Source organism: Nocardia sp. NPDC056064, assembly GCF_042266925.1.
Taxonomy (GTDB): domain Bacteria; phylum Actinomycetota; class Actinomycetes; order Mycobacteriales; family Mycobacteriaceae; genus Nocardia.
Genome location: NZ_JBHJWO010000001.1, coordinates 2,995,265 through 3,009,552 on the forward strand (window position 1 = coordinate 2,995,265; position 14,288 = coordinate 3,009,552).

Annotated in this window: 17 protein-coding genes; 11 read left to right on the top strand and 6 right to left on the bottom strand. The window is 69.5% G+C overall.

Going from position 1 to position 14,288, the window contains the following annotated elements; genetic code table 11:
* Nucleotides 1-45: 45 nt before the first annotated feature.
* The 4 genes from ACFC06_RS13855 to ACFC06_RS13870 all read left to right on the top strand — a co-directional run bounded on the left by ACFC06_RS13855 (nucleotide 46) and on the right by ACFC06_RS13870 (nucleotide 2,913).
* Nucleotides 46-372 (top strand): cupin domain-containing protein, encoded by a 327-nt coding sequence (locus ACFC06_RS13855; protein ID WP_278261402.1) that lies wholly within the window; start codon nucleotides 46-48, stop codon nucleotides 370-372.
* Nucleotides 373-443: 71 nt separating this feature from the next.
* Nucleotides 444-1,499 (top strand): Dyp-type peroxidase, encoded by a 1,056-nt coding sequence (locus ACFC06_RS13860; RefSeq protein WP_375930089.1) that lies wholly within the window; start codon nucleotides 444-446, stop codon nucleotides 1,497-1,499.
* A complete protein-coding gene (locus ACFC06_RS13865; protein ID WP_375930090.1) occupies nucleotides 1,500-2,300 on the top strand; it encodes a family 1 encapsulin nanocompartment shell protein in 801 nt (266 codons plus the stop codon). It abuts the gene before it with no gap.
* A gap of 85 nt (nucleotides 2,301-2,385) precedes the next feature.
* Nucleotides 2,386-2,913, top strand: coding sequence for a hypothetical protein (locus tag ACFC06_RS13870; protein WP_375930091.1), 528 nt, complete (start codon nucleotides 2,386-2,388; stop codon nucleotides 2,911-2,913).
* Nucleotides 2,914-2,989: 76 nt separating this feature from the next.
* On the opposite strand, the gene ACFC06_RS13875 is transcribed toward ACFC06_RS13870, so the two are convergent.
* Nucleotides 2,990-3,667, bottom strand: a complete 678-nt coding sequence (locus ACFC06_RS13875) for a TetR/AcrR family transcriptional regulator (RefSeq protein WP_375930092.1) — start codon at nucleotides 3,665-3,667, stop codon at nucleotides 2,990-2,992.
* 216 nt (nucleotides 3,668-3,883) lie between these two features.
* On the opposite strand from ACFC06_RS13875, the gene ACFC06_RS13880 reads away from it, so the two are divergent.
* The 4 genes from ACFC06_RS13880 (at nucleotide 3,884) to ACFC06_RS13895 (ending at nucleotide 8,905) form a co-directional block, all read left to right on the top strand.
* Nucleotides 3,884-5,419: an amino acid permease gene (locus ACFC06_RS13880; protein ID WP_375930093.1), complete on the top strand. Its 1,536-nt coding sequence runs from the start codon at nucleotides 3,884-3,886 to the stop codon at nucleotides 5,417-5,419.
* Nucleotides 5,420-5,451: 32 nt separating this feature from the next.
* Nucleotides 5,452-6,204: a DUF1989 domain-containing protein gene (locus ACFC06_RS13885; protein ID WP_375930094.1), complete on the top strand. Its 753-nt coding sequence runs from the start codon at nucleotides 5,452-5,454 to the stop codon at nucleotides 6,202-6,204.
* A complete protein-coding gene (locus ACFC06_RS13890) occupies nucleotides 6,201-6,818 on the top strand; it encodes an urea amidolyase associated protein UAAP2 (protein ID WP_375930095.1) in 618 nt (205 codons plus the stop codon). The genes ACFC06_RS13885 and ACFC06_RS13890 overlap by 4 nt, the downstream gene beginning before the upstream one ends.
* A 119-nt stretch (nucleotides 6,819-6,937) precedes the next feature.
* The gene (locus ACFC06_RS13895) at nucleotides 6,938-8,905 is read left to right on the top strand and encodes a 5-oxoprolinase/urea amidolyase family protein (RefSeq protein ID WP_375935477.1); all 1,968 of its coding nucleotides are present in this window, start codon (nucleotides 6,938-6,940) and stop codon (nucleotides 8,903-8,905) included.
* Between the two features lie 17 nt (nucleotides 8,906-8,922).
* Here the strand turns inward: ACFC06_RS13895 and ACFC06_RS13900 are convergent, their stop codons facing one another.
* On the bottom strand, nucleotides 8,923-9,417 hold the full coding sequence (locus ACFC06_RS13900; RefSeq protein WP_375930096.1) for a MarR family winged helix-turn-helix transcriptional regulator: 495 nt from the start codon (nucleotides 9,415-9,417) through the stop codon (nucleotides 8,923-8,925).
* Between the two features lie 107 nt (nucleotides 9,418-9,524).
* On the opposite strand from ACFC06_RS13900, the gene ACFC06_RS13905 reads away from it, so the two are divergent.
* Nucleotides 9,525-10,670 carry a GDSL-type esterase/lipase family protein gene (locus ACFC06_RS13905; protein WP_375930097.1) on the top strand — a complete coding sequence of 382 codons (1,146 nt, stop codon included), beginning with the start codon at nucleotides 9,525-9,527 and terminating at the stop codon, nucleotides 10,668-10,670.
* Here ACFC06_RS13905 and ACFC06_RS13910 read toward each other — a convergent pair.
* Nucleotides 10,660-11,061 carry a RidA family protein gene (locus ACFC06_RS13910; protein WP_375930098.1) on the bottom strand — a complete coding sequence of 134 codons (402 nt, stop codon included), beginning with the start codon at nucleotides 11,059-11,061 and terminating at the stop codon, nucleotides 10,660-10,662. The two genes, ACFC06_RS13905 and ACFC06_RS13910, sit on opposite strands and share 11 nt — an antisense overlap.
* Nucleotides 11,062-11,091: 30 nt before the next feature.
* Here ACFC06_RS13910 and ACFC06_RS13915 point away from each other — a divergent pair, with 30 nt between their 5' ends.
* Nucleotides 11,092-11,667, top strand: coding sequence for a CGNR zinc finger domain-containing protein (locus ACFC06_RS13915; RefSeq protein WP_375930099.1), 576 nt, complete (start codon nucleotides 11,092-11,094; stop codon nucleotides 11,665-11,667).
* Between the two features lie 13 nt (nucleotides 11,668-11,680).
* Here the strand turns inward: ACFC06_RS13915 and ACFC06_RS13920 are convergent, their stop codons facing one another.
* The gene (locus ACFC06_RS13920) at nucleotides 11,681-11,848 is read right to left on the bottom strand and encodes a hypothetical protein (protein ID WP_375930100.1); all 168 of its coding nucleotides are present in this window, start codon (nucleotides 11,846-11,848) and stop codon (nucleotides 11,681-11,683) included.
* A gap of 18 nt (nucleotides 11,849-11,866) precedes the next feature.
* Nucleotides 11,867-12,865, bottom strand: a complete 999-nt coding sequence (locus ACFC06_RS13925) for an NAD(P)-dependent alcohol dehydrogenase (protein ID WP_375930101.1) — start codon at nucleotides 12,863-12,865, stop codon at nucleotides 11,867-11,869.
* A 92-nt stretch (nucleotides 12,866-12,957) separates the two neighbouring features.
* On the opposite strand from ACFC06_RS13925, the gene ACFC06_RS13930 reads away from it, so the two are divergent.
* Nucleotides 12,958-13,593: a TetR/AcrR family transcriptional regulator C-terminal domain-containing protein gene (locus ACFC06_RS13930; RefSeq protein ID WP_375930102.1), complete on the top strand. Its 636-nt coding sequence runs from the start codon at nucleotides 12,958-12,960 to the stop codon at nucleotides 13,591-13,593.
* A gap of 4 nt (nucleotides 13,594-13,597) precedes the next feature.
* Here the strand turns inward: ACFC06_RS13930 and ACFC06_RS13935 are convergent, their stop codons facing one another.
* On the bottom strand, nucleotides 13,598-14,170 hold the full coding sequence (locus ACFC06_RS13935) for a Uma2 family endonuclease (RefSeq protein WP_375930103.1): 573 nt from the start codon (nucleotides 14,168-14,170) through the stop codon (nucleotides 13,598-13,600).
* Between the last annotated feature and the right edge of the window lie 118 nt (nucleotides 14,171-14,288).

Consider the following 14,288-nt stretch of genomic DNA (forward strand, 5'->3'; position numbering starts at 1 on the left):
CTCCTCGATACCAGCCCGCGAGAAGCCTGCGAAAGGCGCTTTGCCATGGACAAGAAATCGCTGACCGCGGTGGCCCGCCAGCAGTTGAAGCTGGCCGCCACCTCGACGAGTGGCCGGAGCTCACAGACCGTCATCGGCGGCCACACCCACGCCCTGCGCCAGACCGTTGTAGCCCTCACCGAGGGCCAGAGTCTGGCCGAGCACGACAATGCGGGCGATGTCACGATCCAGGTTCTCTCCGGCACTCTGGTGCTCATCGCGGGCACCGACGAATGGAAGGGCTCGGCGGGCGATCTGCTGGTCGTGCCGCGTGCCCGCCACAGCGTCAAGGCCATCGACAACGTGGCGTTCCTGCTGACCGTCGCCAAGTAGCGGGCCCGGAATCGGCTGACACACCCGGGCACTGACCGGAGGTGTCGGTAGCGGCCCGTACGCTGGACGCCATGGGTGAGCCACAACCGGTCCTCGATCCACTCTCGCCTGCCGCGATCTTCCTCGTCGCCACCATCGACGAGGGCGGCGAAGCCACCGTGCGCGAGCTGCTGTCGGATATCTCCGGTTTGCGCCGTTCGGTCGGTTTCCGCGTGCCCGGCGAGGGATTGTCCTGCATCACCTCGATCGGCTCGGCGGCCTGGGACCGCCTGTTCACCGGCCCCAAACCCGTTGAGCTACACGAGTTCCCCGGCTACAACGGCCCGATCCACAGCGCCCCCGCCACCCCCGGCGACCTGCTGTTCCACATCAAGGCCGAAACCCAGGGCGCCTGTTTCGAACTCGCCATGGTGATCGGCGCGCGCCTGCAGGGCGCGGCCACGATCGTCGACGAGACCGTCGGCTTCCGCTACTTCGAGCAGCGCGACCTGCTCGGCTTCGTCGACGGCACCGAGAACCCCGAGGGCGGCGCGGCGTACTCCGCCGCGCTCATCGGCTCCGAGGACCCGGCCTTCACCGGCGGCAGCTACGTGATCGTGCAGAAGTACACCCACCCCCTCGACCAGTGGAACGCGCTGAGCATCGAGGAGCAGGAGCGGGTGATCGGGCGCACCAAGCTCGGCGACTACGAACTGCCCGACGACGTCAAACCCCCGAACTCGCACGTCGCGGTGAACACCCTGGTCGACCCCGACGGCACCGAACGCCAGATCCTGCGCGCGAACATGCCCTTCGGCACCATCGGCAGCGGCGAGTTCGGCACCTACTACATCGCCTACGCGGCCACCCCGAGCGTCACCGAGCGCATGCTCGAGCGGATGTTCCTCGGCACCGAGGACGCGGCCTACGACCGCATCCTCGACTTCTCCTTCGCCGTCACCGGCACCCTGTTCTTCACCCCCACCGTCGATTTCCTCGACGAACTGCCCGACGCACCCGAGTCCGTCTCCACCGAACCGGCCGACGACGCCCTGGCCGAATTCGTCCCGGTGGAACAGGCGAATGCCGCCGCCGCGGCGGCACCGAACGGTTCACTCGGCATCGGCTCGATGAAAAGGAGTATCTGAATGAACAACCTGCATCGCGAACTCGCGCCGATCAGCGGCGAGGCGTGGGAGGCCATCGAGGAGGAGGCCACCCGCACCTTCAAGCGGCACATCGCCGGCCGCCGCGTGGTCGACGTCTCGGGTCCGCACGGCACCGCGTACTCCTCGGTCGGGCTCGGCCGCACCGCGCCCATCGAGGCCCCGGGCGACGGTGTGCAGGCCAGGCAGCGGCTGGTGGCGCCGCTGGTCGAGCTGCGGGTGCCGTTCACGCTGTCGCGCCTGGAACTCGACGACATCGAGCGCGGCGCCCAGGACGCCGACCTGGACCCGGTGAAGGACGCGGCCAAGAAGATCGCCTTCGCCGAGGACCGCGCCATCTTCGAGGGCTACGCGGCCGCGCAGATCACCGGTATCAGGGCCGCGGCCTCGAATGCCTCGATCGCGGTGCCCAGCGATGTGCTGGCCACCCCGGAGGCCATCGCTCAGGCGCTCACCGAGCTGCGCCTGGCCGGTGTCGACGGCCCGTACTCGGTGCTGCTCAGCGCCGACCTGTACACCGAGGTGAGCGAGACCTCCGACCACGGCCACCCGGTCCGCACGCACATCGAGCGGCTGCTGCCCTCCGGCGAGATCATCTGGGCACCGGCCATCGACGGCGCCTTCGTGCTCACCACCCGCGGCGGCGACTTCGACCTGCGGATCGGCCAGGACCTGTCCATCGGCTACCTGTCCCACGATGCCGAGACGGTGCAGCTGTACTTCCAGGAGAGCCTCACCTTCCTGGTCAACACCGCGGAGGCGGCGGTCGCGCTCGACGCCTGAGCATCGCCCCGTGACCGCGCGGCACGGTTCTGCCACAATCGGGTCGGCCCGGTCGTAGGCGGAACCGGGCCACGAGGGAGGTCGCATGTCCGCGGTACGTGCCGGTGTCGTTCCGGCGAGCCGGAGCCTGTTCTACTGCCTGGTCGGCGCGCTGGTCGCCACCGGCGTCGTCGGGCTGTTCCTGGCGATGTTCGGGGTGAACCGGCTGTTCGCGTGGATCCTGCTGGGCGCCGCGGCGGGTATCGGCGTCGGCGCGGCGCTGTTCACCCGTGATGTGGTGGAGCTGAGCGAGCACTCGATCTCGGTCCGTGCCCCGTTCCGCGCGGCGACCGTGCCGTGGGAGCGCGTCGTCGGCGGCCGCTTCACCCTCGACGAGCACGCCCGCTGGGCACTGGCGCTCGACCTCAACGGAGGCTCGTCCGACGAACTGGTCCTGCTGTCGATCCCGCCGGTCCTCGGGCCGGTCTCGGGCGCCTACGACATGCGCAAGCGGGAACAGGTCACCGAGATCCGGGAACTGTTGCGCGCCAAGCGCATTCCGATCACCGTGCTACCCGAGATCGCGGAAGCGCTGAGCGAGCACTGGCAGATCGCCCCGCCGACCGCCCGCTGATCCCTACCCACCGCGGTGCCACGACCGGCGCGCCAGTCCGGCTGACCCACACCCACCGCGGCAGCGATATCGGTGCTCAGTCCGGCTGCGCGCCGATCTCGCCGATCCGGGCGAGCAAAGCCTCGGCTGCCGCACGCACCGGCGCCGGATCACCGTCGTACCCGACGATGCGCACGATCGCGTCCGGGATGACGTACTCCGTCTCGACCCCCGCCACCCCCTCGTCGGACCGGATGCCGATCACCGTCTCCACCAGCCGGAACGGCAGAATCCGCGCGTCATCGGCGATCCGCGCCGCCGACGCGGCCGCCGACGCCAGCCGCTCGTAGTGCGCGCGCAACTCGTCGCGCCGCTGCCGGAACTCCCCGAATCGCTCGGTGCGCAGTTCGGGCAGCAGGTACAGCGCGCCGAGATTCCAGCGCGCGGTGCGTAACTGCCGCACGTCGAACAGCGCCAGCGCGTAGAGCTTGGTCGCGGCGTCTTCGGGTTCGTCGCGCATCCGCCGCACCAGGTCGGCCGGGCCCGCGATGGTGTCGGCCAGCAGCGCGTCGAGGATGTCGTCCTTGGCGGCGAAGTGGTGATACAGCGAGGCCTGCCGGATACCGACCGCGTCGGCCACCGCCCTGGTCGAGGTGTTGGCGTAGCCGTGGGTGGTGAACAGTTCCGCCGCCGCGTCGAGGATCTCCGCGCGCGGCGTGGTCCCCTGCCTGCGCCGCTGTTCCAGCCGGGGACGCCCGGGACCGAGGTTTGCCACCGATCGATTCTGTCATCGGCTGTCACCGCCGCCGCGGCGGGCACCTCACCAGCGCCGATGACTCGCGGTCGAATTCCTGTCATTCGACAGAAACCTGGGCAACGCAGAAGTAACCGGGAGCCCCACAGTCGATACACGCACGACACCGTTCGAGCGATCGCGCGCGCAAAACTATCGACTGATAGATATTTGGCCGCACCGCCGAAGGACACCGATATGGCCACGACTCTCGACTCCCCCGTCGTCCCGCCCGGAACCGGCCGCGACAGTGCCGATCTCGCCCGATTCGGCTACGAGCCCGTACTGCATCGCAAACTGGGCCGCTACGCCTCCTTCGCGGCGGGCTTCTCGTTCGTCTCGATTCTCACCACGATCTTCCAGTTCTTCGGCTTCGGCTACGGCTTCGGTGGCGCCGCGTTCTTCTGGACCTGGCCGCTGGTCTTCGCCGGCCAGTTCCTGGTGGCGCTGAACTTCGCCGAACTCGCGGCCCGATACCCGATCTCGGGCTGTATCTACCAGTGGTCGCGGCGCCTGGCCGGTGGCCTGATCGGCTGGTTCGCGGGCTGGATGATGGTGATCGCGCAGGTGGTCACCGCCGCGGCGGCCGCGATCGCGCTCCAGGTCGTGCTGCCCTCGATCTGGAGCGGTTTCCAGATCATCGGCACCGACACCGCGCTCACCTCCCGCGACGGCGCGATGAACGCCGTGCTCCTGGGCAGCGTGCTGCTGGTGCTCACCACCACGATCAATGTGATCGGCATCGATCTCATGGCCCGGATCAATTCCATCGGCGTCACCATCGAGATCGTCGGCGTGCTCGCGATCATCGCGCTGTTCTTCACCGGCGCCGAGCGCGGCCCCGATGTGGTGCTGCACACCGATCAGGCCGCGCCGGGCCCGTACTGGGCGGCGTTCCTGGTCTCGGGTCTGATGGCCGCCTATGTGATGGTCGGATTCGATTCCGCCGGTGAGCTTTCCGAGGAGACCAAGAATCCGCGCCGGGTGGCGCCGCGCACCATTCTGCTGGCACTGTCGATGTCGGCGCTCGGTGGCGGGCTCATGCTGATCGGCGCGCTCATGGCGGCACCGAGCCTGTCCGACGGCGAATTGGCTTCGGGTGGCCTGGCTTACGTCATCACGGCGAAGCTGAACAGTCCCGCCGGTTCGGTGCTGCTCGGCTGCGTCGCGGTCGCGGTGATCGTGTGCACGCTGGCCATCCAGACCGCCGGTTCACGCCTGATGTTCTCGATGGCCCGCGATGGCAAACTGCCCTTCTCCCAGGCGCTCTCGACCGTGCACCCGCGCTTCGGCACCCCGGTCTGGCCCGCCGTCGTGATCGGTGCGCTCGGCATCGGCCTGCTGGTGCTGAACCTGGGCAATCCGGCCATCTTCGCCACCCTGGCCAGCGTGTGCATCGTCAGCCTGTATGTGGCGTATCTGCTGGTCACGGTGCCGCTGCTGCTGCGCCGGATCAAGGGCCTGCCCGCCGTGGACGACCCGTCACTGTTCACCCTGGGCCGCTGGGGTGTCCCGGTCAACGCGCTCGCGGTGGTCTGGGGCATCGCCATGGTGGTCAACCTGGCCTGGCCGCGCCCGGAGGTCTACACCCCGGAGGGCGGCAGCTGGTGGCAGCTGTGGGCCGGTCCGCTCTCGGTGCTGGTCATCCTCGCGACGGGCGCGATCGTCTACCGCTTCGTCGTGGCGGGCGCGAACGAGGCCCCGGGCGTCGAGCCCGCGGCCGTCGCCGCATAGCCGCCGAACCTGTACTCACCGAGGAGATCGCTATGACAAGCACCCAGTCCACCGAGGGCGCCCGCGCCCACGCGCGCGCCCAGGCCGCCGCGGCGACCCTCGCGCGGCCCGATACCCCCGCCGGGGTCGATCCCGCCGCAGTCGTTCTCGCCCAGCGCATTCCGTCCGGCGGCTACGCGAACGTCGTCCTGGGCCGGGGCACCCGGGTGCGGTTGGCCGACCCGTCCGGCACCACCTGCGCGCACCTGTTCCTGCTGCGCGCCGAGGCGCCGTGGGAGCGGCTCAATGTCGCCGACACCGTGAAGGTGCCGTGGCAGGCGTACCTGAGCGCGGGCCATCCCCTGCTCTCCGATCAGGGCCGGGTGCTCGCCACCGTGCTCACCGATTCGTCCGGCCATCACGACACGCTCTGCGGCCCCGGCACCGGCGGCCGCCACCAGCTCCACCTGGCCGGGGCCAAACACGGCCTGGAACCCCGCGATATCGGCCCGTCGATCTCGCTGTTCCGTGGCGTCCGCGTCGAGGCCGACGGTGGTCTCGTCGCGACCGGCAACGCGCAGCCGGGCTCCGCGATCGACCTGCTGATCCACCTGCCGGTGACGCTGCTGGTCGCCACCGCCGCGCATCCCCTCGACGATCGCCCGACCGGCGAGCTCGACCTGGTGGCCTGGTCCTCCCCCGCCGACCTGGCCGCCCTGCCCAACGACGACCCGGAATACCGCCGGGCCGTGGACAACACCGAAGCCGCCTGGGCGGCCGCGCTGAACCAGGAGGTGCCGGCATGACCGCCGCGACCCGCACCGTCGTCCTCGACGAGACCGTTCCCGCCCAGGCGCCGTGGTCGGCGATCGTCCGCGCGGGCGACCAGCTCGAGATCATCGACCTGCACGGCAACCAGGCCGTGGACTGCCTGCTCTACTCCACCGCCGACCGCACCGACCGCTACAGCGCCCAGGCCACCATCGCCGCCCAGCGCAATATCTTCCTCACCACCGGCAGCGTGCTGCGCACCGAGGCGGGCACCCCGCTCATGACGGTGCTCGCCGACGAGGTCGGCAATCACGACACCATCGCGGGCGCCTGCTCCCAGGAATCCAACACCCTGCGCTACGGCCACCACACCCGGCACCAGCACGCCTGCGTCGAGAACTTCCTCACCGCCGCGCTCGAATGGGGCCTGGGCAAGCGCGATCTGGTGTCGAACATCAACTGGTTCATGAACGTCCCGGTGGAGGCCGACGGCACCCTCGGCATCGTCGACGGCCTGTCCGCCCCCGGCAAGAAGGTGACCCTGCGCGCCGAGATCGACACCCTGGTCCTGGTCTCCAACTGCCCGCAGATCAACAACCCCTGCAACGGTTTCGACCCCACGCCGGTCCGCATGGTGGTGACGCGATGAGCCTCGTCACCGAGCAGGCGATCCGCACGCCCGACACCGACCCCGCACCGGCAACCAGCACCGATATCGCGCTCTCGACGCAGACACCCACCCGACGCGTCGAGGTCGTGCGCCCCGGGATGCAGACCACCGTGCAGGACTGGCCCGGCCGAATCGGCTACTGGCACATCGGTGTTCCGCCGTCCGGCCCGATGGACGACCTCTCGTTCCGCCTCGGCAACCGCGTCCTGGGCAACCCCGAGGGCGCCGCGGGGCTGGAATGCACCCTCGGCGGTCCCGCCCTGCGGTTCACCGAAGCGACCTGGGTGTGCGTGACCGGCGCCGTCGCCGACGTGCGCGTCGACGGGCACCCGGTCGAACAGTGGCGCACCGTCGAGATCCCCGCCGGTGGCCTGCTCGACGTGGGTGCCATCCGCGGCCCCGGCATGCGCACCTACATCCTGATCTCCGGCGGCATCGCCGTCGACCACTTCCTCGGCAGCGCGGCCACTTTCACCCTCGGAAAGTTCGGCGGCGGAACGGGGTCGGCGCTACGGGCCGATGACACCCTGCCACTCGGCGAGGCGACCGCCCGCCTGGCACCGGCCGTCCCCATGTCGGACATCCCGGCCTTCGGCCGCCGCTGGGAGCTGGCTGTCACGGAGGGCCCACACGGCGCTCCGGAGTTCTTCACCCGCGACGACTTCGACACCATCCTCGGCACCGACTACGAGGTGCATTTCAACTCCGATCGCACCGGTGTGCGCCTGATCGGCCCGAAGCCGGAGTGGGCCCGCACCGACGGCGGCGAAGCGGGACTGCACCCGTCGAACATCCACGACAACGCCTACACGATCGGCGCCCTCGACTTCACCGGTGACACCCCGATCCTGCTCGGCCCCGACGGCCCGAGCCTCGGCGGTTTCGTCTGCCCGGTCACCGTCGTCGCCGCCGAACGCTGGAAGCTCGGCCAGCTCGCCCCGGGCGACACCGTGCGCTTCGTCGCCGTGCGCGCCGAACAAGCCGCTCCCGCAGCCGAACTCGGCCCCGCTCGCCGGGCCTCACTGGGCACCGTCCTCTCGGCGGGCCGCGACGGTGACGACGGCGTCCTGCGCCGCACCGAGGCCGACGACGAGACTCGCGTGACCTACCGCCGCCAGGGCGATGACGGTGTCCTGGTCGAATACGGCACCCTCACCCTCGATCTCGGCCTGCGGGCCCGCGTCCACGCCCTGCACCAGCACCTCATCGCGGCCCGGCCACGCGGCATCGTCGAGCTCACCCCGGGCATCCGCTCCCTGCAGATCCGCGTCGACCCCGCCGTCCTGCCCGTCCCCCAGCTGCTCGACCTGCTCGCCGAAGCCGAGACGCTGCTGCCCGATTCCGATCAGTTGGTGGTGCCCAGCCGCACCGTCCACCTGCCGCTGTCCTGGGACGACCCGTCCACGCGCGAGGCCATCACCCGCTACATGCACGGCGTGCGCGCCGATGCCCCCTGGTGCCCGTGGAACATCGAGTTCATCCGCCGGATGAACGGCCTGGCCTCGGTCGAGGACGTCCACCGCACCGTCTTCGACGCCGAATACCTGGTCCTGGGCCTGGGCGATGTGTACCTGGGCGCCCCGGTGGCCACGCCCACCGACCCCCGGCACCGGCTGGTCACCACCAAGTACAACCCCGCCCGCACCTGGACTCCCGAGAACGCCGTCGGCATCGGCGGCGCCTACCTGTGCATCTACGGCATGGAGGGCCCCGGCGGCTACCAGTTCGTGGGCCGCACCACCCAGGTCTGGAACCATCGCGCCCGCCCCACCGGCACGGCGGGCCCCGGCGTCGACCACTTCGCCACCGAAACACCTTGGCTGCTGCGCTATTTCGACCGCATCCGCTGGTACCCCGTCGAGGCCGACGAATTGCTCGACCTGCGCGCGGATTTCGCGGCGGGCAAGGTGGATGTCACCGCGGAAGACGGCGAGTTCCGCCTGGCCGACTATCGCCGCTTCCTCACCGACAACGCCGCCGACATCGCGGATTTCCGCGCCGTGCAGGCCCGAGCCTTCGCCACCGAACGCCAATCCTGGCGCACAGCAGGCGAACTCACCGACTGAAGCCGGGACGAGCGGCGTCAGCCGTCTTCGGCGGCGCGCGCGTCGGCGAGCGCCGTCGCCGCCGGATTCGTGGCATCGCGAATGACGCGCAACCCGGTGACCAGCCCCTCGAGCTGCTCCGGCGTCAGCAATCCGGTCAGCCAGCGGTCCAGCGCGGTCAGATAGTCCGGCAACACCTGCTCGAGGCGACGGACCCCATCCTCGGTGAGTGCCGCGTGGGCACTGCGCCGATCGGCGGGGTCGAGCTGCCGCTCCACCAACCCGGCCCTGGCCAGCCGGTCGACGAGCCTGGTCACCCCACTGGTGGACAGCTCGGTCTGCGTCGCCAGATCCGACATCCGCAGCCGACGGCCCGCCGACCTGCTCAGCCGCATGAGCGCGTTGAGATCGAGGCCGGACAGGCCGTGCGCGTTCCAGGTGGGTTCGAGTTTCGCGAGGAGGCCACTGTTCGCCTCGAAGAGCAGACCGGCGCTGGTCAGCCGGGGATCGTCGAAGAGTTCTTGCGCGGACATGTCACCCACCCTAGCCGATACTTGCCGTGCGGATAGTTGACATGAGGAATATCTACGGGTAGATCTATGTCTACGCAATATTCCTCTCAGCAACTATTGGAGTGATCATGCAGCACCACACCTGGGTCGCCGGTTTCCGCACCGGCGTGATCAGCCCGTACGAGCAGATCAAGCTCGCCGAATCACGGGAGCTCGCCGACGAGACCGTCCGCCAGATCCTGCACCTGGCCGGCGGTGGCGACGCGGTGCGCGTGCGGCTGACCAACCGCTACGGCACCGCCCCGCTGACGATCGGCACCGCACGGGTCGCCCTCCGCGAGACCGGGTCGGCGATCGTCGCAGACACGGCGCGACAGGTGCTCTTCGACGGCGCGGGCAGTGCGGTGATCGCCCCTGGCGCCGACCTGGTGAGCGATCCGATCGATCTTCCGGTCGACGCGGGTACGGACCTGATGCTGAGCCTGTACCTGCCCGAACCCACCGGCCCGGCGACCTTCTCGCATCAGCCGGGCGAGATCACCTCCGTGACCACCGGAGACCGCACCGCCGACACAGAACTCACGGCGGCACAGGAGGTTCCGGCGCGATTCTTCATCACCGGCATCGACGTCCTCGCGCCCACCGACACCCCGGTGGCCGTGGCCCTCGGCGACTCGTGGTTCGAGGGTTTCGGTACCACGCCGAGCACCAATCGCCGATCGATCGACGCGCTCAATGCCCGCCTCGACCACGGCTGGGTGGTCAACAACGGCATCTCCGGCAACCGTCTCACCGCCGAGGAGATCGGCGAATCCGGCCTCGCCCGAGCGGATTCCGACGCGTTCACCGTCCCCGGCGTCACCGATGTGCTGCTGAACTTCGGTATCAACGATCTGATTCTTGGCGCCCAGGCCGGTCAGCCCCCGGCGACCGCCGAGGACCTGATCACCGCCTTCACCGACCTGGCGACCCGCGCGCACGCCGCCGGTCTGCGCGTCCACGCCGCTACGATCGGCCCCTACGCGGGCTGCGTCTACCCCGGCATGCCGCTGCTGGAAACCCAGCCGACCCGGGCCGCCGTCAACGAATGGTTGCGTGCCACCGATGTATTCGACTCGATCTTCGATGTCGATCGCGCGGTGGCCGATCCGGCCCGCCCCGACCATCTGCGCGCCGAGTTCGACAGCGGCGACGGCATGCATCTCAACGATGCCGGTGCCGCCGCGATGGCGGCGACGGTCGGCACCCTGTTCGGGCGCGCGCTCACCCGGTGACGGCGGCGACCGCCTCGATCTCGATGAGCGCGCCCTCGACCGCAAGGCCGGAGACGAAGGCGAAGGTGATGGCGGGCGGATGCGGGGTGCGGTCCCAGGCGGCACCGAAGGCGGCGAAGCCGTCCTGCAGGCTCTCGCCCTCCTTGATGAGCAGGTTCCACTTGACCACGTCGGCGGGCTCGGCGCCGGCGGCGGCGAGGCAGGCCCGCAGGTTGACCAGGGTCTGGCGGACCTGCGAGGCGAGGTCGGGGCCGACCACCCGGCCGGTGGCGTCCACACCGTTCTGTCCACCGATGTAGATCAGGTCGGCCCCGGCGGGAACGCGCACCACCTGGGAGAACGCGGGGTTGCTGTGCAGAGTGTCGGGATTGATGTACGTCGCGATTGCCATGCGCCTACCGTAACCAGTTAAACTGGTGTCATGCAAGAGCGAAAATCTCTCCCGCCCGCCGTGCGCCGTCGTTTCCAGACCGGTCGCCCCTGCCTGGACCTGGTGCACACCGGTGGCGACGGGGAGCTGGCGGCCTGGGAGATCGTGCACGATGCCGAGGACCTGGGCCGCTGGCTGAGCGTCATCCTCGCGATCCCCGACATCACCGCCGAGGACGCCGACCTCGCCGCTTTCCGCGTGCTCCGCACCGCCCTCTCGCGCAGCGCCTTCGGACACGCCGCGGGAAACCCGTTGTCCGCCGGTGATATCGAGACGATCAACCATGCCGCGAGCGAGCCGCCCCTGACACCCCACCTCACCGCGAACCTGACGACGAGCTACCCCGCGCCCACCGCCGGGGCAGCACTGTCGACCCTCGCCCGCGACGCGATCGACCTGTTCACCGGCCCCCTGGCTCACCGCATCCGTGTGTGCGCCTCCGAGAACTGCGGATTGCTCTTCGTCGACGCCTCACGCCCCGGCCGCCGCAAATGGTGCTCGATGGATCGCTGCGGCAACCTCAGCAAGGTCGCCCGCTACCGGGAGTCACACGACACGAGCGCCTAACGCCCGCCTCCGCTCAGAGTCCGTACTTGCGGACGAATTCCTCGGTGAGGTCGATAGCGGGCAAGCCGTGCTCGGTCGCGCTGGTGTCCACCGCGGTCTCCTCGATCAGCCGCTCGGGCTGCGGCGGCAACTGCCGCCACTGCGCCCGCGGGTCCGCCTCTGCACCGTGCTGATCGCTCATGACCCTCCCCTTCGTCCACTAGCCAGAATACAGGACCGTCTTCCCCGAAGCATGCCCGCGCGCATAGACTTCCACGGCCCGCGCGGCCTCTGCCAGCGGAAACCGTCGCTCGATCACCGGAAGCACCTGCCCGCTCGCGGCCAGCGTGGCCAGGTGTTCGAGGTCCGTGGCGGACGGCCGCATCAGCAGCGCCTTGATGGATTGGCGGACGAACAGGTCGGTGAGTGCCACCTGGGCGATCCAGGCGACCGGACGGATCCAGTCGTCGCCGAGGGCGGCCGAGGAGGAGATGAAGATGCCGTCCGGGGTCAGCACCCGTCGCCACTCGCGGACTGTGCGATTGCCCGCCAGGTCGAAGACGACATCGTAGGTTTCGCCGGCACGGATGAGATCTGTTGTGGTGTAGTCGATCACGGCGTCGGCACCAATGCCGCGCACCATCTCCAGGTGGCGCGTGCTGCACACAGCGGTCACGTGCGCACCCAGCGTTCTGGCGATCTGTACCGCGAAGCTGCCGACACCACCGGACGCGCCGTTGACCAGGACGCGAGTACCCGGGCCGACCTTGCCGAGGTCGCGTAGTCCCTGGAGTGCGGTCATCCCCGAATCCGGTATCGCGGCAGCGTCTTCCATGCTCACGCCCGCCGGGACACGGACGAAGCAGTCGACCGCCGCGGCCACGTACTCGGCGAACGCGCCGCCGGGTACCTCACCGAAAACCCGGTCACCGACACTGAATTCGGTGACGTGTGGTCCGATCGCGGTCACCTCACCCGCCAGGCTCTGGCCGATCACCCGATGTTTGGGCCTGCGCAGCCCGAAGCCGAGCCGCACCAGGTAGGGCGTGCCGGTGAGCAGGTGCAGGTCACCGCGACACAGCGAGGCCGCCCGCATCCGCACCACGATCTCGCGATCACCCGGCGTGGGCCGGGCAACGACCTCCGTGCGCAACACCTCGCTGCCGCCGTAGCGCGGTGCCACCCACGCGGTCATCGTCGCCGTCTCGACCTCGGTCATGAGTGCCCCATCTCCACTTACGGTGTAAGTCTCTACGTCCAGACGGTACGCTTACGCCGTAAGTTGGTCAAGGACGACAGTCAGGAGCCGCGGTGGTCCCGCGTACCCCGCTCACCAGGGAACGAGTCCTGCGCGCGGCGCTCGGGCTCGCCGATCAGGAGGGCCTCGAGGCGCTGTCGATGCGCAAGCTGGCCAAGGTCGTCGGTGTGGAGGCCATGTCGCTGTACAACCACGTCGCCAACAAGGACGACCTGCTCGACGGGCTGTGCGATCTCGTCGTCGCCGAGATGTACGTCCCCCGCGCCGACGGCGACTGGCGCGGCGAACTACGCCGCCGCGCCGTCTCGGCCCACGAGGTCCTGCTGCGCCACCGCTGGGCCACCGGGCTGATCGGCTCCCGCATCAATGTCGGCCCGGCCATGCTCCGCTACGTCGACGCCACCCTCGGCTGCCTGATCGCCGCCGGCTTCACCTACGAACAGGCCGACCACGCCTGGAACGCCCTGGACAGCCACATCTACGGCTTCACCCTCCAGGCCATCAACTTCCCCCTCGACCCCGCCGACTACGCCACGGCCGCCACCGAATTCCTCCCCCTCATCCCCCCGGAAACCCACCCCCACATGCACGCCCTGGCCACCCTCGTCAGCACCGGATCCCACTCCGGCACCGCCGATTTCACCTTCGGCTTGGACCTGCTGCTCGACGGCCTGGACACCCTGCGCTGATCGGCTACCGCGGGACCAGGTCGCCGGGATCGAAGGTCACCTCGAACGGTGCGCGCAGCGACACCGGGACGCCCGCCGCCGCGCGGTGGGTCTGCTCGTACTCCCCTTCGGGACCGAGGGCGTACGCGAACAGCACCGGCATCTGCTCGTCGGCGAACCGGCCCTTGAAGGAGTTGATCTCGAATCGCCAGTAGGTGGGGATACCCGCTTGCGCGTAGAGCACCGGTTTCACCAGCCGGTCCTGCAAGGTCGTCGACTTGGACACGACCTCGACCGCCAGCTCGACCTGCCCCACCGGCACCCCACGCCCGTACCAGTCGATCGAGCCGGAAGCCACCATGAGGTCGGGGATCGGCTCGTCGTCACCGATGAGTACACCGACACCGTCGAGGACCACGCGGTCGACGGGCACAACGGCGTCGAGAACATGGGTGAGCCGTTTGATCAGCCATTGGTGCATGGGCTTCGGCGCGGCATTCACGACGAGCTGACCATTCAGCACCTCATATCGCAGACCGTCATCGGGCATCTCGTCGAGATCGGCGGCGGTCCAGCAGTCGGAACGAGGCAACGGCATCGCCATCGGTACACCTCCGACCTCGTCGAATACACCGCGCGCCGCCCGCGACGGTTGTGTCGAGTCTAGCGGCTGACGCTCGCCTACCAGGGGCGACCTGGTAGGCGAGCGGTGGCGG

Excerpts from the sequence above, each read along its gene's own strand:
- ACFC06_RS13855 (WP_278261402.1), top strand. The coding sequence starts at position 46 with ATGGACAAGAAATCGCTGACCGCGGTGGCCCGCCAGCAGTTGAAGCTG.
- ACFC06_RS13860 (WP_375930089.1), top strand. The coding sequence starts at position 444 with ATGGGTGAGCCACAACCGGTCCTCGATCCACTCTCGCCTGCCGCGATC.
- ACFC06_RS13865 (WP_375930090.1), top strand. The coding sequence starts at position 1,500 with ATGAACAACCTGCATCGCGAACTCGCGCCGATCAGCGGCGAGGCGTGG.
- ACFC06_RS13870 (WP_375930091.1), top strand. The coding sequence starts at position 2,386 with ATGTCCGCGGTACGTGCCGGTGTCGTTCCGGCGAGCCGGAGCCTGTTC.
- ACFC06_RS13880 (WP_375930093.1), top strand. The coding sequence starts at position 3,884 with ATGGCCACGACTCTCGACTCCCCCGTCGTCCCGCCCGGAACCGGCCGC.
- ACFC06_RS13885 (WP_375930094.1), top strand. The coding sequence starts at position 5,452 with ATGACAAGCACCCAGTCCACCGAGGGCGCCCGCGCCCACGCGCGCGCC.
- ACFC06_RS13890 (WP_375930095.1), top strand. The coding sequence starts at position 6,201 with ATGACCGCCGCGACCCGCACCGTCGTCCTCGACGAGACCGTTCCCGCC.
- ACFC06_RS13895 (WP_375935477.1), top strand. The coding sequence starts at position 6,938 with ATGCAGACCACCGTGCAGGACTGGCCCGGCCGAATCGGCTACTGGCAC.
- ACFC06_RS13900 (WP_375930096.1), bottom strand. The coding sequence starts at position 9,417 with ATGTCCGCGCAAGAACTCTTCGACGATCCCCGGCTGACCAGCGCCGGT.
- ACFC06_RS13905 (WP_375930097.1), top strand. The coding sequence starts at position 9,525 with ATGCAGCACCACACCTGGGTCGCCGGTTTCCGCACCGGCGTGATCAGC.
- ACFC06_RS13910 (WP_375930098.1), bottom strand. The coding sequence starts at position 11,061 with ATGGCAATCGCGACGTACATCAATCCCGACACTCTGCACAGCAACCCC.
- ACFC06_RS13915 (WP_375930099.1), top strand. The coding sequence starts at position 11,092 with ATGCAAGAGCGAAAATCTCTCCCGCCCGCCGTGCGCCGTCGTTTCCAG.
- ACFC06_RS13920 (WP_375930100.1), bottom strand. The coding sequence starts at position 11,848 with ATGAGCGATCAGCACGGTGCAGAGGCGGACCCGCGGGCGCAGTGGCGG.
- ACFC06_RS13925 (WP_375930101.1), bottom strand. The coding sequence starts at position 12,865 with ATGACCGAGGTCGAGACGGCGACGATGACCGCGTGGGTGGCACCGCGC.
- ACFC06_RS13935 (WP_375930103.1), bottom strand. The coding sequence starts at position 14,170 with ATGCCGTTGCCTCGTTCCGACTGCTGGACCGCCGCCGATCTCGACGAG.